At 55.3% G+C, this 21,037-nt stretch carries 17 protein-coding genes and 1 pseudogene; 10 read left to right on the top strand and 8 right to left on the bottom strand.

Features of this window, described 5'->3' with window-relative positions; genetic code table 11:
- The first annotated feature begins 100 nt into the window (after positions 1-100).
- The 4 genes and pseudogenes from QE435_RS01990 to QE435_RS01975 form a co-directional block, all read left to right on the top strand.
- A complete protein-coding gene (locus QE435_RS01990; protein ID WP_349040046.1) occupies positions 101-472 on the top strand; it encodes a cytochrome c family protein in 372 nt (123 codons plus the stop codon).
- A gap of 110 nt (positions 473-582) precedes the next feature.
- Positions 583-900 (top strand): XdhC family protein, encoded by a 318-nt coding sequence (locus tag QE435_RS01985; protein ID WP_349040045.1) that lies wholly within the window; start codon positions 583-585, stop codon positions 898-900.
- Positions 900-1,607 carry an XdhC family protein gene (locus tag QE435_RS01980; RefSeq protein WP_349040044.1) on the top strand — a complete coding sequence of 236 codons (708 nt, stop codon included), beginning with the start codon at positions 900-902 and terminating at the stop codon, positions 1,605-1,607. Before QE435_RS01985 ends, QE435_RS01980 begins: the two co-directional genes overlap by 1 nt.
- Positions 1,604-2,611, top strand: a pseudogene (locus QE435_RS01975) (molybdopterin-binding protein); the annotation flags it as partial. The gene QE435_RS01980 and the pseudogene QE435_RS01975, both read left to right, overlap by 4 nt.
- Before the next feature lie 256 nt (positions 2,612-2,867).
- Here the strand turns inward: QE435_RS01975 and QE435_RS01970 are convergent.
- Positions 2,868-4,817: a HAMP domain-containing methyl-accepting chemotaxis protein gene (locus tag QE435_RS01970; protein ID WP_349040043.1), complete on the bottom strand. Its 1,950-nt coding sequence runs from the start codon at positions 4,815-4,817 to the stop codon at positions 2,868-2,870.
- A gap of 562 nt (positions 4,818-5,379) precedes the next feature.
- Between QE435_RS01970 and QE435_RS01965 the strand changes: the two genes are divergently transcribed.
- Positions 5,380-5,688, top strand: a complete 309-nt coding sequence (locus QE435_RS01965) for a hypothetical protein (protein ID WP_349040042.1) — start codon at positions 5,380-5,382, stop codon at positions 5,686-5,688.
- 656 nt (positions 5,689-6,344) lie between these two features.
- On the opposite strand, the gene ugpC is transcribed toward QE435_RS01965, so the two are convergent.
- From ugpC to QE435_RS01945, 4 genes are all read right to left on the bottom strand, one after another.
- Positions 6,345-7,391, bottom strand: coding sequence for a sn-glycerol-3-phosphate ABC transporter ATP-binding protein UgpC (gene ugpC, locus QE435_RS01960; RefSeq protein WP_349040041.1), 1,047 nt, complete (start codon positions 7,389-7,391; stop codon positions 6,345-6,347).
- A 110-nt stretch (positions 7,392-7,501) separates the two neighbouring features.
- Positions 7,502-8,332 (bottom strand): carbohydrate ABC transporter permease, encoded by an 831-nt coding sequence (locus QE435_RS01955; RefSeq protein WP_349040040.1) that lies wholly within the window; start codon positions 8,330-8,332, stop codon positions 7,502-7,504.
- Positions 8,333-8,335: 3 nt separating this feature from the next.
- Positions 8,336-9,265 carry a sugar ABC transporter permease gene (locus tag QE435_RS01950; RefSeq protein WP_349040039.1) on the bottom strand — a complete coding sequence of 310 codons (930 nt, stop codon included), beginning with the start codon at positions 9,263-9,265 and terminating at the stop codon, positions 8,336-8,338.
- A 199-nt stretch (positions 9,266-9,464) separates the two neighbouring features.
- On the bottom strand, positions 9,465-10,739 hold the full coding sequence (locus QE435_RS01945; protein WP_349040038.1) for an extracellular solute-binding protein: 1,275 nt from the start codon (positions 10,737-10,739) through the stop codon (positions 9,465-9,467).
- Positions 10,740-10,966: 227 nt separating this feature from the next.
- On the opposite strand from QE435_RS01945, the gene QE435_RS01940 reads away from it, so the two are divergent.
- From QE435_RS01940 to QE435_RS01925, 4 genes are all read left to right on the top strand, one after another.
- Positions 10,967-12,475, top strand: coding sequence for a hypothetical protein (locus QE435_RS01940; protein WP_349040037.1), 1,509 nt, complete (start codon positions 10,967-10,969; stop codon positions 12,473-12,475).
- Between the two features lie 30 nt (positions 12,476-12,505).
- A complete protein-coding gene (locus tag QE435_RS01935) occupies positions 12,506-13,543 on the top strand; it encodes a LacI family DNA-binding transcriptional regulator (protein WP_349040036.1) in 1,038 nt (345 codons plus the stop codon).
- A 73-nt stretch (positions 13,544-13,616) separates the two neighbouring features.
- On the top strand, positions 13,617-14,555 hold the full coding sequence (locus QE435_RS01930; RefSeq protein ID WP_349040035.1) for a 2-hydroxyacid dehydrogenase: 939 nt from the start codon (positions 13,617-13,619) through the stop codon (positions 14,553-14,555).
- 1,585 nt (positions 14,556-16,140) lie between these two features.
- A complete protein-coding gene (locus tag QE435_RS01925; protein WP_349040034.1) occupies positions 16,141-18,093 on the top strand; it encodes an EAL domain-containing protein in 1,953 nt (650 codons plus the stop codon).
- Positions 18,094-18,211: 118 nt separating this feature from the next.
- Here the strand turns inward: QE435_RS01925 and QE435_RS01920 are convergent, their stop codons facing one another.
- A complete protein-coding gene (locus tag QE435_RS01920; protein WP_349040033.1) occupies positions 18,212-18,640 on the bottom strand; it encodes a DUF4112 domain-containing protein in 429 nt (142 codons plus the stop codon).
- A gap of 205 nt (positions 18,641-18,845) precedes the next feature.
- Between QE435_RS01920 and QE435_RS01915 the strand changes: the two genes are divergently transcribed.
- Complete coding sequence (locus QE435_RS01915; protein ID WP_349040032.1) at positions 18,846-19,232, top strand: hypothetical protein; 387 nt, start codon at positions 18,846-18,848, stop codon at positions 19,230-19,232.
- Here QE435_RS01915 and QE435_RS01910 read toward each other — a convergent pair.
- On the bottom strand, positions 19,213-19,464 hold the full coding sequence (locus QE435_RS01910) for a hypothetical protein (protein WP_349040031.1): 252 nt from the start codon (positions 19,462-19,464) through the stop codon (positions 19,213-19,215). The genes QE435_RS01915 and QE435_RS01910 overlap by 20 nt on opposite strands.
- A 296-nt stretch (positions 19,465-19,760) precedes the next feature.
- Entirely contained in the window at positions 19,761-20,966 is a 1,206-nt protein-coding gene (locus QE435_RS01905) for an MFS transporter (protein ID WP_349040030.1), read from the bottom strand.
- Positions 20,967-21,037: the final 71 nt, after the last annotated feature.

Genomic DNA, 21,037 nt, shown 5'->3' with positions numbered 1-21,037 from the left:
CTGCTATCGAATCGAGGCCGATACAAGCACTCGAGACCTGACACCTCGTCTTGGATGCGCATCAAGGCGAGACCTTCGAAGTCGAAAGGATAACGCGCATATGACCAAGCTCCAGACCGGGATGTTGATCCTTTTTGCCGGGTTGGCGCTCTGTCCCTCCGGCGCCACTGCGGAAGGCGACGTAAACAGCGGCGAAAAGCTCTTCGCCCGCTGCAGCACGTGTCACTCAGTCAACGGCGAGAAAAAGATGGGGCCATCGCTGTCCGGTGTGGTCGGTCGCAAGGCCGGTTCGGTCGCAGGCGCGCGCTACTCGAAGGCTCTTGCCCAGTCCAACCTCGTCTGGACCGACGAGACTCTCGACGCTTATCTCGCTGCTCCCGCCACCCTTGTTCCCGGAACGACAATGACCGTGCGGATTCCCAAGGAACAGGATCGGCTTGATCTCATTTCGTACCTCAAGTCGCTCAAATAACGAGTGTGTATCGTGGACCGGGAAAGCGTGCGATCGTCAACCCTCGAGGAATGACACAATCCGCTTTGTGCTTTCACATCTTGCGTAACGAGCGTCGGGGGAGAGAGAGGATGATAAGCTTGGATCCATTGCTGATTGCGGAAACTTGGAGGAAGAATGGCCGTGAGGTGGCGATTGCCACCGTCATTGAGACATGGGGTTCGGCGCCGCGGCCAGCAGGGAGCCACCTAGTGATCGATAGCGATGCCAATTTCGAGGGCTCTGTTTCCGGGGGATGCGTGGAGGGTGCCGTCATCACCGAGGCACTGGAGGTTATCGAGACCGGTGAGGCAAAGATGCTGGAGTTCGGCGTCGCCGATGAGACGGCCTGGCAAGTCGGCCTTTCCTGCGGTGGACGGATCCGCGTCTATGTGGAAAGGCTTGGCTGATGGACCTCACGACGCTCGAGCGGCTGAACGCCTATAGGCGGGCGCGGGTTGCGGCTGCATTGATCACCGATCTCAGCACCGGCAATGTGAGCGTCATTTCAGAAGGTGATGAGCTTGATGGTGGCCTCGGCGAAGCGGTGGCTTCTGCGTTCCGTTCCGGGCGTTCAAGCATTGTTGAGCTGGACGGTGGCCGTTTCTTCCTCAACATTTATCTGCCACCACCCGATGTCGTCATTATCGGAGCCGTTCATATCAGTCAGGTCTTGGCAAAAATGGCGGCGCTCGCTGGCTTCAGTGTGCGTATCATTGACCCGCGGACGGCATTTGCGGCGCCCGACCGTTTTGCCGGGATCAACCTGGTGGCTGACTGGCCCTCAGACGCACTGAAGGACAAGCCACTCGACGCATACACTGCGCTCGTAGCGGTGACGCATGATCCGAAAATAGACGATTTCCCGATTGCGGAGGCCCTGCGTGGAGGGTGTTTCTATATTGGGGCACTCGGCAGCAGGAGAACCCATGCATCGCGTCTGGATCGGCTGAGGGCTCAGGGATTTGCCGATGAGGCGCTCACTCGCATCCACGGGCCGGTCGGGCTGCCTATCGGCGCTTCCAGTCCGGCTGAGATCGCGGTCGCCATCCTCGCACAGATCATCGAGGCGTTGCGAACGCGTGAGACCGTATCGCGAAAGGGCGATATTCAATGAAATTCGGTGAATTTCCAACCGCCTTTGCGGAGGGGCTTATGCTGGCGCATGCGGTCCGATTGCCGGAGCAGACCTTGCGGAAAGGGCGGCGCGTTTCTTCAGCGGATGTCGAAGCACTCAAGCAGGCCGGTATCGCCAGTGTTATCGCAGCGCAGATCGAGGACGGCGACCTCGACGAAGACGAGGCAGCCCGCCGACTTGCCGCAGCGATCGCGCTGCAGCACCTGCGTTTCTCCGAGGCTGCGACTGGCCGCGTAAATGTCTACGCCGCCAGTGATGGGCTCTTCGTTGCAGATCGTCATGTCGTTGATCGCGTCAATCGGATCGATCCGGCGATCACGTTGGCTTGTCTCGCCGATCATGTGCGTGTCAGGGCAGGAGATATGGTGGCAACGTTCAAGATCATTCCGCTTGCTCTGCCGAGCAATATGGTGGATGCCGCCTGTGACGCCTTGAGAACGACCGCGGCCTTCCACGTCAAACCGTTCACAGAATACGCAGTGTCGCTTGTCGCCACCGAATTGCCATCGCTTAAGCCTGCCGTCATGGATAAGACAACACGGATCCTCGAGCGGCGGCTGGCTATATACGGCAACCGATTGGCGCGAGAGCAGCGGGTGGCTCACAGATGTGACACAGTCGCCCCCGCCATCAGGCAGGTGATGGCCACCGATGAACGCTTACCAAAGCTGGTTATCGTCTTTGGAGCGTCAGCGGTCATCGATGAGGAAGATGTGATCCCTGCAGCGATCCGCCAGGCGGGTGGTGAGGTTTTGAGCGTGGGTATGCCCGTCGATCCCGGCAATCTCATTGTTCTTGGACGGATCGGCGAGACCTATGTCGTCGGGGCGCCTGGGTGCGCGCGGAGCCCCAAGGAGAATGGCTTCGATTGGGTTTTGGATCGCATTCTGGCTGGTGAGAGGCCGGATGCCCGCGATCTGACAGGCATGGGTGTCGGCGGACTGCTAACGGAAATCGAGACACGGCCACGACCGAGGGAGGGCCTCGAGGAACATGGTCGAGTGGCGACCGTTGCAGCGGCCATCCTGGCTACTGAAACATCCGGTCGAATGGGCACGGGCCGTTGGCCCGAATGATAAGCCTCATTCGACGGCGAGCCGCTGGCCCGCCGTGCGACCTTTGCCAAAAGCAGACTTGATTCAGCAGCCTCCGCTCTCGCCGCGGGGCATCCTGTCAGACAAAAAGCGGGACGCTGGAACGTCCCGCTTATCCGCTATGTGTTGCTTCTGCAAGGCCGTTTCAAAACTCGGACCAGTTTTCCTGCTTAACGGCAACTGCGCCGCCACCGAAAGCGGAAGCAACTTTACCCATCATGCGTCGGGCCGGTGAGGATACTGGCCGTGTATCTTTGGTGGGGATTGCCGGAGCGCTCACGCGGGCGAACTGCTCGGTCTCTGTGCCGCCCAACCGAAAACGGCTGATGATCTGCCGGAGGCGATCGGACTCACTGGCAAGCGAAGCGCTGGCTGCATTCGCTTCTTCCACCATGGCCGCATTCTGCTGAGTGACCTGATCCATCTGGTTGATCGCGATGTTCACCTGAGACAGTCCAGCAGACTGTTCCTGCGCAGAGGTCGCGATGGCGTCGAGCTGGGCGTTAATCGCCACAATATGGTGCTGGATGCCCTTCAGGGCCTCACCTGTGGCGCTCACAAGCTTCACGCCGTTATCGACCTCGTCAGCGGAGCTGCGAATGAGTTCTTTGATCTCCTTCGCGGCCTGTGCTGAACGTTGGGCCAGTTCGCGGACCTCCTGGGCAACAACTGCAAAGCCTTTACCCGCTTCTCCGGCACGGGCCGCTTCCACACCGGCGTTCAGAGCAAGAAGATTCGTTTGGAAGGCGATTTCGTCGATCACTCCGATGATGTTCGATATCTGGTTTGACGATGCCTCGATCCGCTGCATTGCATTGACTGCATTCGAAACAACCTCGGCGGATGCTGCAGCCGATCTGTTCGCCTCGATCGCCACGCCGCGAGCTTCTTCAGTCCGTGTGGTGGAATTCGAAACATTGCTTGTGATCTGGTCCAGCGCAGCAGCAGTCTCTTCGAGCGAAGCCGCCTGCTGTTCAGTCCGGCGAGAAAGATCGTCGGCGCTGCCGCTCATTTCACGTGAGCCGTTATCGATGGCGTGGGTTGCCTGCGAAACGGCATTGAGCGAATTGCGAAGGTTACTGACGGTGTCGTTGAAGTCGGCGCGCAATCCTTCGAAATCGGAAGCAAACTGTTTATCGAGGCGAACGGTCAAGTCACCGGAAGAGAGCTGGCGAAGGCCGGCGGCCAAGCTTTCGGTGGCCTCAGCCATTTCGTCAGCCCGACGGCGATCCGTAGCCGCTACGCGCTCGCGCTCGGCTTCGGTTGCCCTCCGTGTCTCGGCAGCTTCTGCCTCCAGTCCGCGGCTCTTCAGACCATTGTCCTTGAAAACCTGCACTGCTCTCGCCATGCTGCCCACTTCGTCACGACGGTCGATTCCGTGAACGTCAACACTAAGATTTCCTTCCGCCAGCGTGGACATGGTGCGGGAGAGGACGCCAACCGGGAGGACGATCCACTTCCTGACCAAAAAGAACCCAAGACCGGCGATGATCAAGAACCCGATAATGACACCCGCGACAGTTGTCGTTGCGCTCCGACCGCTAAGGGTCGTCAGCGAGTCACTTTCCTTGTCGTTTTTATCGGCGATCTCATTTGCGATCGCCTTCAATTGGCTGCCGATCTGAGCGAAGATCGGCTGGCACTCTGTTCCAAAAGCCCTCTGAGATGCAAGCGCCTCATCGACATTCGATGATGTGCGACCTAAATGCCATGCATTCTGGCAGGTCTTATCATAAAGCGCCAGCCCTTCCTGCTTTAACGAAGTCAGACGTTTGTCTTCCGGCATCAATTGAATGGCTTCATCCATGAGCTTGGAAAATTCTTCGCGCGTCGCCTTGGTTTCGACCTCGGCCGCCGAGTTTCCTTCTTCCGTGAAGGCAATCATCATGTCAGCCAACGCGGCACGCCCGTTCATAAGCGCACTGCTGGCGCGGGCGAGATTTAGACTGGCTTGGCTATCGCTTGAGATAAGGTCGCTGTAGCGCGTGTCTATCTTCATAATCTGCGTCGCAGAGTAGGCAGCGATACCAAGCGCAAAGATGCCAAATAAGGCGAAGACGACCAGGAATTTTCCGGCAATAGGTATATTTTTCATGGAAGCTCTCAATATCTAGAAGCCAAATGTTCAAAGATCCTTGCTTCATAGATAACCAGAGAATTTTATTTTTGATTAAAAATTTTCTTTTTATAATAGTTTCGTCAACCAATGATTTAATTTAAATTACTCTAATGAAGTCTAGCAGTCGAACCTTTGGTTGATCAAAGACACGAGAATCGTCGTCATCTGCGCGGCGTTCGCGGCTGTGAATATGGTGGGAGCGGACACTTAGGCAGGAGCATCGCCAAGATGATCGCTCTATGGTCAATGTGTTCGAGTTCGCTCGGCCCTACCAGCCTTCTGCCGGCTTGTTCGGCCCTTCCTGCATACTATCTCTGTTGTAGGCTTGGAGCTGGAGCGTCACCACGGATCGAGGCGCGGCCGCCATACTGCCGCAGGTCTATATTGAAATTTCCGACCGACCGTGGAGAGATGTTGGCTTCGGATGCAAGGATCTCCATTTGTTTCTAGAACTGGGATCGGCATCGAGCCTCAATGAGGGTGGCTGTGGTATCTGCTGTACAGAATGTCTGGAACCATGAACGGCGTCGGTGAACCAATGTCCACCGTTTCGGCGACGTTCGAAGACGCGCTTGGCAGATTGCCGGACGGGTATGTTGACGGAAGTTTTCGCGGTCGACCATGGGGCGTGACAGTCAAGCGATCGGAGGATGGCAAAAGAGTCTGGCTTTACGGCGAGGCGCTTTGTGGAACGGAGATCGTCAGCTTCAATCTCTATCGTTTGACCGGGTCGGGTGCGATCCTGAAGCCATGCGAAATGTCCTCCACAAAGGTTGTTCAATTCGTCCTTGGTTTCGAACCATTTTTCCGCGCGCGTGTCGATTTCCAGGCGTTGATAAAAGAGTGAGCACTTAGCTCATATTGCATTGCAATAAATGCATGGCTGCGCTGCAATCTGTACGCTGGCGATCAAGCCAGCTTCTGCTATTTTCAGATCATCGAAGCGATGCACCTCCTCCCGCAAAGCTTCGTGTTATCAGGCGACCCACTCCTCCTCCCAAGGGAAGCCTGAGAGAACAGCGGCACTCCTCCTCCCAGCCGTTGTTCATCGTTTCGAAAAGCCTGCCGCACCTCCTCCCGCGGCAGGCTTTTTCGTTTTTAGGTCGTTTGTACCCTGGTACCGAGCTGTTCCGCGGTATCACGCGGCTCTTATGCCGAGGATGCGTCACGCAGGCAGCTGAAGGGGTTGTGCGAAGTCGGAATTTCCAGGGATCTGCGGCTTTAAAGCATGTCGCGCAAAATTGTGCAGCGGTTTTGCGATAACGACATGCGATAAAACAAGGATCTGAAGCGTGGTGAGCTAGTCTGAAAGATTGCGAGACGCTTTGGGCCGTGGTCAAAGGTTCAAATGGGTTCAGAAGCCGACGCGCCGACTACACCAGATGAACGTCTGAAATTTTCACTATATCGCGATTGGCTCCACGGCGGTTGCACGTCAATTCTTTCGTGAAATGAACTCATGATCAGCTTCCCTGAGCAGTTTTGAGCAAACCACCCTCGACATTACTCGCGGATCGCGATGCCGTGCTCGTCGAATAGATGAACGGCCTCAAGCCTGGGGACGACCCGTATGATAGATCCGGCAAGTGCCGAAACACGCTCGCGAAACACACACGTGATATTCTGCTTTCCGAGCTTCGCCAGAACCATGGTCTCCGATCCAGTCGGTTCGATCACGACGACTTCGAGCGGTATTCCGTCTTCGGCTAGCTGAAGGTCTTCGGGCCTTATACCGTAGACCGTTGCGGACGTCGGCCGTCGGTCCGGCGATGGAAGGGCGATGCCATCATCTGTCGTGAAACCGGCGGCGTCCATTTTGCCCTTTATGAAGTTCATTGAAGGCGAACCAATGAAACCTGCGACAAACATGTTTTTAGGGTGATCGTACAGCTCGAGTGGCGTGCCGACTTGTTCGATCGATCCGTCGCGCATGACAACGATCTTGTCAGCCATCGTCATCGCTTCGACCTGATCGTGTGTGACGTAGATCGTCGTGGTCTTCAAGCGCTGATGGAGTTCCTTGATCTCGGCGCGCATCTGAACGCGGAGTTTAGCGTCGAGGTTCGACAGTGGCTCGTCAAACAGAAAGACTTGAGGATCGCGCACGATGGCGCGTCCCATGGCAACACGCTGGCGCTGACCGCCCGATAGCTGTTTCGGGTATCGGTCTAGAAGATTGGTCAGGCTCAGGATTTCGGCCGCACGTGTCACCTTGGCGTTGATTTCCGCCACGGGCACCTTCTTCAGACGGAGCGCGAACCCCATATTTTCGGCGACCGTCTTATGCGGATAAAGCGCATAGCTTTGGAACACCATGGCAATGTCCCGATCTTTCGGAGGAAGGTTGTTGACGACACGGCCGCCAATATCGATTTCTCCAGATGAGATTTCCTCGAGGCCTGCGATCATGCGCAGCAACGTCGACTTTCCACAGCCGGATGGTCCAACAAGCACCACGAACTGGCCGTCCTCGATATCGACCGAGACACCCTTAAGGACCTCGAGCGCTGCATAACGCTTGCCGGCCTGTCTGATCTGTACGCGCGACATGCGCTTCTCCTGTGAATGGTTCGGTAATTCAGTTGCGGGCGAGACACGTAAACGTCGTTTGATCCTGCCCAAGGGAAACCCGATCGTCTCAAAAAAAGGGTGCGGTATTTTTAGCCTTTGACAGCGCCCATGGTCATGACATTGGTGATCTGTTTGTGCAGCATGAGGACGAGAAGAAGGGGCGGCGCAAGATAGGCAGTCGCCATGGCCATAATGCCGCCCCAGGCGACACCATCCTCGTTGCTCATCGCAATCGCGATGATCACCGGTGCAGTTCTGGCATCATTCGATGTGAACACCAGCGGGAACAGATATTCGTTCCACGAACCGATGGCGACGACCAGCGACACCGCAGCGATTGCAGGCGTCAGCAGAGGCAAGGTGATGCGGGTGAAGGCGCCGACGCGAGAACACCCGTCAATCATTGCGGCCTCCTCGAGATCGACCGGGATGTCATCGACGAATGTTTTGATGAGCAGGGTTGCCATGCTGACCGCAAAGGCGGCGCCGCATAACACCAGGGGTGTGACAGTATCGAGCCAGCCTAGTTCGTTGAACACGGGATAGAGTGGAATGACAACCACGATACCCGGAAACATTCTGACGAAAACCATCAAAAATGCCGGGACTTTCAACCAGGGTTGACGAAGCCGCGAGAAAACGAAGGCGGATGATATTGCCATGGTGAGCGTCAAGGCAGTGGTGAGAACCGTGACGATGACGCTGTTGAAAAAACTCTTCCAGAAACGTGGAAACAGCGTGGCGATATTCTCATAATTCGCGATCGTCGGATCTGCGATCAATCTCGGTGGATAGGACCATATGAGGTTGCCCGGTTTAAACGAGCTGCTGATCATGAACAGGATCGGGAAAAATGCCCACACGACTGCGATGCAAAGCAGTGCGAAGACCAGAATGCGTCCAGTTGGATTTCCGCTCATTGTTCAAGCCTTGTTTTTGGGAAACATGTCGCGATAGGCGCGCCAGATGATCAGTGCCGCCATCAGCATCGTAAGGGCGAGCATCACCCAGCCGACCGCTGCGCCCATACCGAACCGGAATGTGCCGAAGGCCGTCCGATAGAGGTAGTGCGACAGGAGCGAGGTGGAGGTGCCGGGCCCACCCCCTGTCATGGTTTGGATCGTATCAAACTCACGGACGGCAAAAATTGTCTCGAACAATGCCATGATGGACAGTGCCGGCATGATGAATGGCAGCTTCACATGCCAGAAGATCTGGAACGAGGTTGCGCCGTCTATTCTGGCCGCTTCCTTGACTTCCGTCGGAATGCCACGCAGCGCCGCGAATAAAATGATCGCGATGAAAGGAAATCCGCGCCAGACTGCAACGATCACGACGGCGATCATCGAGGTTAGAGGCGTCGACATCCATGGCACCGTCGGCAAGCCCAATGACGAAATGACATAGTTGACGAGGCCGTAGGATGGATCGAGAAGGTTCTTCCATATGACCACGCCGACCACGGGGCTGATCGCGAAGGGTGCGATCAGCAAAGCCATCCAGATTCTGCGATACGGAAGCTCGTTATCGAGGATGAGAGCGATGCCAAGCGCTACGAGCAGTTGGAGGCTTACGACCCCAATGACGTAGGCAATGTTCCGTAGAAGGATGGAATAGAAGACCGAACTGTTGAACAGGGTGGTGAAGTTCTTCAAACCCACAAATTCGGGTTCGATGCCCGGCGAGTAATCGGTAAAGGCAGTTGCCAGCAGCGCGATAGCCGGAATGCCGATGAACAAGAGCAACAGCAGGATCGGTGGCGCTACGGCTGTCGCGGCCAGAATGTTTTCCGAGTGCCTGTTTCTTTTGTTCTGACGCGGAATAGGGGCAGCAGGAGAGCCGTTCGTAGCCATGCTGGTCTTCCAGTTTAAGGGATTGACGATGGAGGGCGTGCGCCCTCAACCGGTTTGTCATTTGGGATTGAGAACGGCTTCGGCGAGAAGACTACGAAACCCAAGCGGCTTAGCGGGCACCTAGGGACGCTGATCCCTAGGCTGGCTTTCGTTGAGCGGTGTCCGAGTTTTTCGACCCAAGCCTTTGTCTTGCAGAGACTTACTCGTAGATACCCTTGAGATCATCGGACAAAGTGTCGAGGGTCTGCTTGGCGTCGGCGCCGTTGACGACGATGTTCTGGACAGCCACCGCAATCGCGTCGCTTGCTTCGCCAATCCGCGGATTGCCGGGCAGAGGGGGGCGTGAGATAGCCAGAGTATCGATGCCGACCTTGTTTGCAGCTACCGTTTCACCAAGCTTGGCGAGGGGGGCTGCGCGGCAGGGCTGGTTACCATTGGACATCATCATGGCCTCCGGCTGAGGACCAGCGAGATATTTGAGCAGAGCGTAGGCTTGCTCTTTGTTCTGGGATCCCTTCAGGATGCCGGCACCCCAATAGAAAGACTGGCTCCCGGCATAGTTGATGCCATTCTTGCGCAGAGATTCCTCCAGCGGGACATGGAAGGCAACGGTTCCGCCCTTGCCCAGCGCTTCCTGAGACTCGAAACGGGAGGTGAAGTTGTCATTGCTGACGACCATTGAAAGCCGGCCCTGGGTGAACATCTGGTCGGCGTCGATACTTGTCCAGTTGGGCGGCATGATGCCTTCCGCGAAAAGCTTGCGCATATATTCCGCGGCTTTGATCATGGCGGGGCTGTTGACGACCACTTCGCCATTTTCATTGATAATCGAGCCGCCAAACATCGCGCCGATCGTGGCGAACCCGGATGGAACCTGGTCGCTGATACCGCGAACGGCGAAACCATAGACCTTCTCGCCGTTTGGCTTGGTGAAGGTTGCCTTCTTTGCCGCGTCGTAAAGCTGCTCAGGTGTCGTGGGAGTATCTGCGACACCCTGATCTGCGAGGTATTTTTTGTTGCCCCAGAAGATCCAGACACCGCAGCGCAGCGGAACAAGATAATGCCTGTCCTTGATTGTTCCAGATGCAACCGGAGCCTTGACCCAGTCCTGCGGGAAGCCTGAAATCGGATCGGAGTCCATATATTTGTCGAGAGGCTCCAGGAACGCCGCGATACGCGGATTGGCCATAAGCTGTGACACCATGATGATGTCTTCGGCGGATTTGTTCAGGGTTCCAAGGCGAGGAAGCGCTTCGAGGATACCGGGGCCGGTCTCAACATTCACCGCGACTTTGGTGCCGGTCTGCTTTTCAAATTCGGCAATGGCGTCGACGCCCGTCTTAAGGCCAGTGCCGCGCATGGAAGAATCATGAATATTGACTCCCACCAGCGTAAGCTTCTTTTCCTGAGCGAGTGCTGTTGATGACAGCGCCGTCAGCATGGCGACGGCAAGTATTTGGAACTTACGCTTCATTGTATCCTCCCAAAGTCCAGACCTGGATCCGCTAAAAAATCCGGCAGCCAGAGCTCCTCACCCTTAGACGGCCAGAAGTGGCGATCAAATGAATTTCGACCGATCCAACTGATCGAGAACCTCTTAGATCGGTCTAATTTTGTCAACTTATTTATTTATGCGCCTGGTAATTGACAGTTGGAACGGTCTAAAATACGTCGAAAGGAATATCGGAGGAGGCCCGAAAAATGGAATCTAGTACAGCTGGCTTAACGCTGGGAGCGGGTCGTCAACTTCTATTCGACGATTACCTCATCGAGTCTTCGCAACTCGTGCGCAGTTTCCATAAGCCGAAGGTCCATCCTGCGACACCCGTCCTGAAGCCGGAGACGCCGCTAGAGATGAACGCCGGCTATTGTCCGGTTGCCTGCACCTTTCAGGATGGTGTTTTCTTTGATCCTGCAGATAAGCTTTTCAAGATGGTCTATCACGCAGGGTGGTTTGCCGCGACCGCGCTTGCAACAAGCCGGGATGGGATCCACTGGGATCGCCCGGTGCTTCCTGTTGATGGTGTCACGAACAGGATCCTGCCGATCGGCTACCCGCGCATGCGCGATGGTGCCGGTTTCTGGCTCGACACATTCGCCAAGGATCCCGCAGAACGCTTCAAGATGATGGTCTATTACCGGCGTGGCTCGCATCCGAGCATGCCCTATGTGGATTACGATTTCGAGGGTGTGAAAGAGCAGTATGCAGAGGTCTACACCTCGCCCGACGCGATCAACTGGACAGCGCGTGGACGGACCGGTTTGTGCGGGGATAATAGCAACTTCTATTATAATCCATTCGATAAAAAATGGTACTACTCGCTTCGCGTCCACGCGGAGATGGGCCGTCAGCGCAGCTATATCGCCCATGATGATTTTGTCGAAGGTCGCAACTGGACTGAAGAAGAGCGGAAACCGCTCGTTGTTCCCGATGCGATAGACCATGCAAGCCCGCTGGGCGTCGTTCCATCGGAAATCTATAATTTTGACGCCGTAGCCTATGAGAGCGTGATGCTCGGGGTCTATGGCATGTTCCGCGGTCCGCAGAACCCCGAGAGCTTCTATGAAGGCCTGCCGAAAATCACGGATCTGGAGATTGGCTTCAGCCGCGACGGTCTGGATTGGATCCGTCCCAATCGCACAGAGCCGTTCCTTGCCCCGTCACAGATCCCAGGGCAGTGGGACAGGGGCTACCTCCATGCGACCGGTGGCGTCTGCCTGGTGGTAGGCGACGAACTTTATTTCTACGTATCCGGGTTCTCTGGTATTTCTCCAAATCTGGGCACGCATTGTTATGCTGGTGGATCGGTCGCACTGGTGACGTTGCGACGTGATGGGTTCGTTTCGCTGCATGCGAACGAAACGGCTGAGATGGTGACAAAACCTTTGATCTTCTCGGGCCGCCACTTCTTCATCAACGCCGATTGCAGCGCTGGCCGCATGAGGGTCGCTGTCCTTGACGAGGAAGGGCGGGCTCTTCCGGGTTATGACCTCGATGATTGTAAAGCGATCACAATCGACAAGGTGACATGTCCGGTCGAGTGGAAGGGGGGCGACATTGGCGCCTTCGCAGGTAAAGCCGTCCGCTTCCGCTTCGTGCTCGAGAATTCCCATCTGTATTCGTTCTGGGTGAGCCAATCCGAGGATGGTCGAAGCGGAGGCTATCTTGCAGCAGGCGGGCCGGGTTATTCAGGCGTTATCGATGAATAAATCCCATGATCGGACCAAGGAGTTGCGCAAGTGATTGACGACACCGAACGCCGAATGACCATTGATGACGTTGCGAAAGTTGCGGGGGTCTCGCGTTCCACGGTATCTTTGGTGCTCAGAAATAGCGACCTCGTGGCAGAGCGTACAAATATCATCGTGCGGGAAGCTGCAGACCGGATCGGCTATGTCTACAACCGCACTGCGGCAATTCGTGCAAAGCTCAGTAATCTTGTCGGCATCATCATTCCGGATTTGACCAACCCGTTCTTCGCCGACCTGACCGCTGGTGTCGATCAGGTCCTCAATGAAGCTGGCTGGATTTCGCTCCTCGGAAACTCCTGGGAATCTGCCGCCAGCCAGGAAAAGATATTGCGGAGAATGCACGAACACAATGTGGATGCGGTGATCGTTTGTCCGACCAATGACTCCGATAACGCCACCACTGAAAGCCTTTCGCGGTCTGGCTTGCGTGTTCTTCAGGTGCTCAGGCGCATGGACGATGAAACAAGCTATCTGGGGATTGATTATGCCGACGGCGTTTCTCTGGCCGTAAGCCATCTCCATGAGCTCGGTCATAAGGACATCGTCTTTCTCGGAGGCGAGCTCATCCATTCCGCGGCCAAGGAGCGTTTTCGCGGCTATCGGTCCTCCATGCTGGAGCGGGGGCTTGAACCAAAGCATGTGCCGTGTGTTTTGCGTCGCGCAGGTGCTGCGGAGGCAGTAGCCGAGTTGCACCGAAGCGCTGCACTGCCGACCGCCTTTATATGCTTCAACGATGTCGTCGCCATGGGGGCGATGAACGGATTGGAGCGTCTTGGCCTCAAGGTCGGCCATGACGTTTCGGTTGTCGGCTTCGACAATGTCGCCGATGCCGCCTTTTCGATGCCGCCCTTGACGACGGTTGATACGCAAGCCCGTCAATTGGGTGAGAAAGCGGCAAGGCTCGTGCTCGGAAGTATTCAAGAGGGCCACGCCATCAGCCAGACGACGATCACCAAGACATCCCTGATCGTGCGTGGTTCGACCGGACGTGTTGCAGAACCCAAGAAGCCCGAGAGCCTGAGATGAATGTTCCATCGGCCGGAAGACGAATGAGCCAGTGGTGGCTCGACAATTGTACTCATATGGAATTGGTCAGGATATGAAACCGCATATACTGCTCATCGAGCCTCTGATGACCTCAATCGAAGAAGAGCTGGAAGCAAAATATACAGTCGATCGCGCATATCTGCCCGCTGAGATCGATACCGTCGAACGGGCTTTGCCAGATGTTCGTGCGGTGGTGACGGGAGGTGGCAGTGGCCTGTCGCCGGAATGGATGCAGAAGCTCCCGGCTCTTGAAGTTATCGCCATAAACGGTGTTGGCACCGATAAGGTGGATTTGAAATTCACGCGTGATCGGGGAATTCACGTCACCACGACGCCAGGTGTCCTGACAGACGATGTCGCGGATCTCGGCATTGCGCTGACACTTGCGGTACTGCGCCGCGTGCCGGAGGGGGATCGCTTCGTCAGAGAGGGACATTGGTCTAACCAAGGATTTCCTCTTGGTCGCAGTCCGAAGGGAAAACGGCTCGGTATCCTTGGTCTGGGACAGATTGGAAAGGCCCTCGGTGAGCGTGCCGAGGCATTTGGCATGGTGGTTCAGTACTGGAACCGTTCAGATGTCGCTGGCACCCATTGGAGAAACTTTGCATCTCCAACCGAACTCGCTGGAGAAAGCGATATCCTGGCCGTCTGCGTTGCGGCCACGCCTTCCACCCAGAACATCGTTAACGCCGAGGTGTTAAAAGCTCTTGGCGAGAAGGGGGTGCTCATTAATGTCGCCCGAGGAAATGTCGTTGATGAAGATGCACTATTGGCGGCGCTCAACAGTGGGACTATTGCGGCAGCCGGTCTCGATGTGTTCGTGAACGAGCCCAACATTCGAAGAGAATTCTTCACCGCGCCGAACACAGTTCTTATGCCGCATCAAGGCAGCGCTACATACGAGACCCGGATTTCTATGGGCAATCTCGTACTCAAAAACCTTGCTGCGCATTTCGACGGTCTTCTCCCCCCGAACGTCGTGAACCTTTAGTTCGGGAGGCGTTAGGTTCCCGTTCGCGCGAGCGGGTCATTCGACAGGCAAGTTCATTGAGAGTTTCACCTCTACCGCCGTATGATAATGGCATTCGGTAAAACAAGGACCTAAAGCGTATGAGCGAATCTGAAAGATCGCGACACTCTTCAAGTGTGGAATAGCAAAAGAAAGGCGTGAGCCTGAGTGCGAGATTATCTCATGGGCATGATTTGTCCGGGCACCCGCCCGACGACCTATCTTTGATCTCGTTTCCCCAGGGACACTGACATCGTTCCGTCAAAGCTGGAAGAAAACCTGACACCTTCCGCTTCCAAGCAGGACCGAATCCGGCAAAGCGATACGGATCGGATGTTTTCAGTCGAAACTTCCATCCTCCGTACCGTCGAGAAAGACACGCCTGAGTTGCGACTTAGCTGCGAGGCCGACCAACCGAGCATGGCGCGCGCCGCACGTATTTGTTCGGCTTGGATATCCAGTGTACCGCTTCTGGTTTCGACATTCTCCGCAAAGGAGGCGCACCCAATCCATTCAACGAGAGAACCTTCCTCTGACATCAGTGGAACCGCGACATTCTTCAGTCTTACATAATTCCCTTCGACCGTTTTAACGCGAATGCAAGCCTCGAACTTCATCCGTGTTTCAATCGCAAGAGACCAAGCCTCGCGGAAGAGATTTCTATCGTCAGGATGGATTGAAGACAGGTTATCCCAGTTTCTGGCTTGGCTGGGGCTTTCACCCGTGAGCTTTGACCACCCTGTCGTTTCGATCAACCTCCCATCCGAGGGGAGACATCACTCGATGTTCTGTGAAGACGATTATTCCAGCAGCTAACCACTAAGGTTGCACGCGTGTTCAATGGAAATGCCGCCATAGAGCGCTCGATTTCCGCCGGAGGGATCAGCTATTAAGACAGTGCTTGACTGACGTTCTCCCAAGCGATGCCGTGCCAAGTGGCGCTGATCAGCCCTAAGCATATGCCACCCGGGCGGCATACGTATTACCTACGATCTTTGGGTGTGAACCGCGCCGGTCTGCCGGAGGGGTCGGATTGTGAGTCACGCTGTCACATCGATGTTATATGCGGCAGCATAATATTTCTCTTCGGCCCTGGCAGACTGCGGTATCTCTATGAAGTGTGGCATTGATCCCAACAGGTGAGACAGGACGTTACCCTAATGATGAGCACCTGTGGGTGGTCTCATTTTCGAAACACTCGCGCAAAATCAGTTTAGTTAAGTTTGTAGTGACGAGACGCGATGATTGTTAATTCGACCATCGTAAGGATACCATCAATATGCCTAACGTCGATACGACACTTTAAAGTTGATAGCCCTTTGCAGTGACTGAGAGCAGAAATGGTCTGTTGTCTGAACCAAACGTCATTTGTTCATCCTCATCGCGACTTACGCGGCGTTCCTATCAGGCAGCGAAAAAATTGAGTTTCTGTACGTCTTAACGCTTCCGGGCGGTCCGATTGAAGCCTCGACGCGCAGGCGAATAATCCGTCTCTCGGCAGGAGGCGTCGTATATGCGGGACAATTGTCTAGAGGTGAGGAGGCTATTAATTTCAGCAGGTACTTGAATGACTGAGCTTGCTTTGCGCGACGCGACCCTGACGGATCAACTATTCGCCGTTAGAAAAACCGTCGCAATATCTATTCCGGTTAATATGTTGCTCGGATTGGCGTCTTTGCTGGTCGCGATCCACTCTGACAAGACGATCACAGCGCTCGTCTGGTTTGCTATCTCATCGATTATCAATCTCTCGCGCCTGCTCCTCTGCCGGCTTCCAGTCCGACAGCGCAGCGCGCACGCGAATTCGGCCGTCCTAGGATTGTCATACCCTGGCGTCTCCAGCCATCTTCAGATCCACACCTTCCTCGCTCTTTCATCTGGTTTGGTATGGGGCTTCGTGCCCATCTTGTGTGACTGGTATACGTCATCCGATACACTTTTTTACCTGACCGTGGTCTGTGGCATCACCGCGGGCGCTGTCACGCACGGTTTCGCTTACGCTCCCATTCCAATGTGCTTCATCACTCCAGCTTTGCTGTCTGTCATCGTGTGCCTCGTCATAGCCGGTGGGTTTGATCGATACGTGCTAGCGGCAACCGTACTTCTCTATTTAGCGGCGCAGATTCGTAGCACTCGAGTGGGTGAGGCGCTTATCATCAACGACAGTAAGCTAAAAAACCAAGCGACTGCGTTGTCACGATCCCTTGAGATCGCCAATCAGCAGAAAACTCTGTTTGCTGAGGACATGCAACGAATGGCGGCTCAGGATCCGCTAACGGGTCTGTTCAATCGCCGAGGATTGCGGGATGCTTTCAGGCAATCGAGCGGTACGGATCAACTCGGTTGCCTGATGCTTGTCGACTTGGATGGTTTTAAATCAGTCAATGACGCGTATGGGCACGAATCCGGCGATCAGATTTTGCTCGAGGTGGCCCGACGGCTTAAGGATGTTGTAACACCGGGAGCGATACTGGCGCGAATAGGTGGCGACGAATTTGCAATCCTGTTCAGGCATCAAACCTCAAAGGAAGATGCTGAGATCATTGCCAATCAACTCGTCACGGTTATTTCAGCCCCGTTCCCGAAGATGGATCCGGGACGTGTGGGTGCAAGCTTAGGCGCTTACATCGGCCCCTTGAACCGGATCGACGAAGCTATGTCCTACGCGGACGCCGCTCTCTACGCCGCCAAGAAGCAAGGCCGTAATCGCTGGCGTTTATTTGATGATGAACTTCAGAAGCAGGCGGAACTTTACCGCGACATTGAAAGGGACCTCGCCAAGGCGCTGGCCCACAAAACACTCGAAATCCACTATCAACCCATCGTTGCAGATGGCGGCGAACGGGCGGATACATTCGAAGCACTTTTGCGCTGGCATCACGCGCAACATGGCTGGGTGGCTCCGCCCATTATCGTCGACATAGCTTCAAGGACAGGGCTTTCTGAGCCGCTGCTTCGCTTCATCATCCATGAAGCGTGCCAAATGGCGCTGCTGGTGAAAGAGGTCAATGCCGGTGCCGTGCGGATTGCTGTCAACGTTTCTCCCCGCGAGCTTGCGCAACTCGCCGTAGATGAATTGATCCTCTCGGCGTTCAAGGAAATGGCTTTAGATCCTGCGGTACTTGAATTAGAGATTACCGAGGACGTTGCTATTGATCTGAAAATTGTTCAGCGAAAACTCGAGCGCCTTTCGAAGGCTGGTGTCCGTATCGCGATCGATGACTTCGGTACGGGTTACTCATCGCTAGGGTCTTTGCATCAAATCCGTGCTGATCGCGTAAAGATCGATAAGATGTTGGTCACAGGGACGACGCTTGCGTCGGCCCACCGATCTCTTATCGATGCGGTCTTGCGGGTTTCCGAAGCTTACGGTTTCGATGTTGTCGCTGAGGGTGTGGAAACGGAAGACGATCTCCAGACAATGCGGGCTCTGGGGTGCCCCCTCATGCAGGGTCACCTTTTTGCACCTGCTATGGCCAAGGATGACGCTATCCAATGGCTCTGCCAAATGAGGAGCTAGTACTTGTTTAAGTGGAGCTCATCGCCAGGGAGGCAGTTTGCCTACGCGGCCAAACCGCCAGCTGCCGCAGCCAAACCGGCTTGCAAATCCAAATGCTTATCCCCAGCACATCGGTCGTTTACCGCTTGCGCCGCAATTCTTCCGGCTGAACACCAAAATGATCGAGTATGATCTGAACATTGCGGCGATGTGATTTGAAATAGACGTCGAAAAGGTCGCCGAAAAGCGGCACGCTACCGACGACTGAATCCATGGCTACATTGCCAATCATCTTCGCAATTTTTTCCCGGGGAAGGCCAAGGCGACGCGCCTCGTTAACGATGTAAAGACCGACGAGCGCGCCGGCCCCATCACCAAGGATTGGAACAAGGCCAAGCACAGAATCTGCACCGAAGCGGAGGCGCGTACCCGGAATGCCGATAGCCGTATCCATGAGGCGGGATATACTCGACAGGCTGCGCATTTTCTGAAGACGCCGTTCCAAGTCAGATGCATCGTTCGAGGCGTCCGCACCAAAACCACCTGCATTCCAAGTTCTTGCTGCCATCGTAACCTCCACACCGGTAAAGCCGGCACCCAAGAAATGGGGAAGTGCGACTGGATTTCAAGTCGGAGCAAGTCTCTGCCTGACACGGGGGCACGCGCCTACCGCTGGATGACGAGAAGCAAGGAACCAGTCTGCCTTAGGCCTGTTCGGCTACATTATCCGCAAACGACCTCATATGGTCCGTTGGCGAACCGAAGAGGACGCCATGCAGATTAACGATTTTTTCTACCTGCTAGAAAAGAAAATCCTGATTATAGCCGGTCATGAAGGGGTCTGTGATGCCTCGAAGAGGCAGTTCACCCTATCAGGGGTCAGTATAATAGGGCCGGTTGCGAGTGTTAAAGATGTGTCTCGCGCCGTTTCGATCCATGAACCTGACGCTGTTATCATCGACATCAGAGCCGACGATTGTGACATCGTTGAAATCGCTGACAGGCTGGATAACCTGAAAATCCCGTTTGTTTTCGCAGCGATCTCCACGAACAAAAGGGATTTCGTTCGAGAGGGTTTCAATCTCAATGGAGACGTGGCCGAACTTCGCAAGATCACGCGGGCTTTGTTTTTAAACGCAGTCAGCGATGTGATTCCCTGACCTGGTTTCGGTCTTTAACCTGGAAGTGATCAAGAGCGACCTGGCGAATAACGGGAAGAAGCTCTCTCACAGGATCGCCGAGGTCGAGTTCGGGCCGGTCCATAATGATCAGCAACGTGCGCTCGATGATAAGTTTCCTCGCCGCATCGACCGGAGTAAACCGTTGAGCAATGTTGGTTACAACTTCGCGGATGGAATCGGCGCGGAAATAATTTTGGTCGACGTTTGTCACGTGTCACCTCCTGTTTGGCAGGCAAGAGCACGTATGAACCCCTAGCCATCGCCGCCTACGTCATAATCACAGTCTGGCGATGGTGGCTTGGATTGTACGCTGCTTGAGGCGAAACGCAAATTTTTGACCTGGACTGTACGCTGGCGGACAAGGGAAGTGTTGAGGGCAGGCTGTCCGAACAGCCCGTCAAGACCGACTGTGTTTACAAAAAATCCAGCCTGTTCGGTTCGTCATGGTCAACGGTATCCCTCTTCCCGTCTACTGAACTCCTTTCGAAATGGACGCTCGATTTCAGATCAAGCGACGGGCGGCCGTCGTTTCTCGAGGATCATAAGCCCGCAGATGCCGGCAAATGCCATGGCAACACCGAGCCAAGCCGTGCCCGAATAACCGAAGAGATGCGCTCCCAAAGCGAAGACGACCGCGGTTAATCCGTTTCCGAGGAAGGAATTGATGGGGTTGAACGAGGTCCCGAGACCTGGTCTTCCCGGGAAGAGATCCTGAAAATAGGTGAGCGGCATGGAGAGCAGGGCGGCGGCGCCTGCTGCTGCGGGGACGGTCAGGGCGTAGAGCTGCCACGGAGACGTAGCGAAAGTGAGCGCAGCCATGAAGGCGGCATAGAGCAACCCGCCGATCGCCAGAATGGCGAGAATGTCCAATCGTTTCAGCAGACCGGCCCAGATGAGCATGAAGGGTATCTCGAATAATGCGATCAGGCCTGCGACGATACCGACATCACCGGTTTTACCGCCAAGGTCGGCAATGAGGATCAATGGCCAGACGGTGCTCGCGAGCCTAATGGTGCCGGTTAGCAAGGCCATGGAAACGACGCGCGCCAGCATAAGCGGCGTTGCAAGCTCGCGAAGCGCAGAGAAAAACCCTGTCCGCGATGTTCCAGCAACGCGATCACGCGCGGGTCTCGCTGGCAGAAAAGCAGCGGAGACAGATATCAGAAGGGCACAAAGAGCCGCGATGCCCCAGGCGCCCATCATGCTTGCGGAACTGGCAAACGCAAAACCTACGGCTGCCGGCATCACGACCCAGGCGGCGGATACGAAAGCGCGGACAGTGGCGTTGATCGCAGCACTGTCCCGGCTTGGCAGGCCAGCCGTTTCAGCGCGAACACTCACAAAAATCAGCGAGCTCACCGACTGGAAAAACGGAATGACGACCGCAGTTGCCACAATGAATACAGGGATCGATGGAAAAAGAAAAATTGCGCCGTAGCCAATGACGCCCATCAACGCCATCGCCATGATGATCCTGCGCCTGTCGCCTATCAGATCGGAGAGAATCCAAAGCGAGACGCTGATGGTCACTGCAGCCAGCGATGTCACGAAGACCAGCACAGAATAGGCCTGGTCGCTCATCCCTAATTCTCGAATTGCGGTAATCGAGAGATAGGGCAATGTCGAGCCATAGGCGGACCCTTGAAGGAAAATCATCAGGGTGAGAAGCAGCAATTGCGGATGGGCGCGGATGTGGCGCAAGGAGTGGAGCACAGGATAATTCTCAAAGACCGCGCACTCGCCAATCAACGAAATCCACGGTGGGGAAGGACGTGTACGACGTT

It is taken from the genome of Agrobacterium sp. SORGH_AS 787, assembly GCF_030819035.1.
Lineage (GTDB): Bacteria > Pseudomonadota > Alphaproteobacteria > Rhizobiales > Rhizobiaceae > Agrobacterium > Agrobacterium larrymoorei_B.
Note: the sequence above shows the minus strand (reverse complement) of the source record. Positions and strands in the feature narration are given on the sequence as shown.

Excerpts from the sequence above, each read along its gene's own strand:
- QE435_RS01990 (WP_349040046.1), top strand. The coding sequence starts at position 101 with ATGACCAAGCTCCAGACCGGGATGTTGATCCTTTTTGCCGGGTTGGCG.
- QE435_RS01985 (WP_349040045.1), top strand. The coding sequence starts at position 583 with ATGATAAGCTTGGATCCATTGCTGATTGCGGAAACTTGGAGGAAGAAT.
- QE435_RS01980 (WP_349040044.1), top strand. The coding sequence starts at position 900 with ATGGACCTCACGACGCTCGAGCGGCTGAACGCCTATAGGCGGGCGCGG.
- QE435_RS01970 (WP_349040043.1), bottom strand. The coding sequence starts at position 4,817 with ATGAAAAATATACCTATTGCCGGAAAATTCCTGGTCGTCTTCGCCTTA.
- QE435_RS01965 (WP_349040042.1), top strand. The coding sequence starts at position 5,380 with ATGTCCACCGTTTCGGCGACGTTCGAAGACGCGCTTGGCAGATTGCCG.
- ugpC (WP_349040041.1), bottom strand. The coding sequence starts at position 7,391 with ATGTCGCGCGTACAGATCAGACAGGCCGGCAAGCGTTATGCAGCGCTC.
- QE435_RS01955 (WP_349040040.1), bottom strand. The coding sequence starts at position 8,332 with ATGAGCGGAAATCCAACTGGACGCATTCTGGTCTTCGCACTGCTTTGC.
- QE435_RS01950 (WP_349040039.1), bottom strand. The coding sequence starts at position 9,265 with ATGGCTACGAACGGCTCTCCTGCTGCCCCTATTCCGCGTCAGAACAAA.
- QE435_RS01945 (WP_349040038.1), bottom strand. The coding sequence starts at position 10,739 with ATGAAGCGTAAGTTCCAAATACTTGCCGTCGCCATGCTGACGGCGCTG.
- QE435_RS01940 (WP_349040037.1), top strand. The coding sequence starts at position 10,967 with ATGGAATCTAGTACAGCTGGCTTAACGCTGGGAGCGGGTCGTCAACTT.
- QE435_RS01930 (WP_349040035.1), top strand. The coding sequence starts at position 13,617 with ATGAAACCGCATATACTGCTCATCGAGCCTCTGATGACCTCAATCGAA.
- QE435_RS01925 (WP_349040034.1), top strand. The coding sequence starts at position 16,141 with ATGACTGAGCTTGCTTTGCGCGACGCGACCCTGACGGATCAACTATTC.
- QE435_RS01920 (WP_349040033.1), bottom strand. The coding sequence starts at position 18,640 with ATGGCAGCAAGAACTTGGAATGCAGGTGGTTTTGGTGCGGACGCCTCG.
- QE435_RS01915 (WP_349040032.1), top strand. The coding sequence starts at position 18,846 with ATGCAGATTAACGATTTTTTCTACCTGCTAGAAAAGAAAATCCTGATT.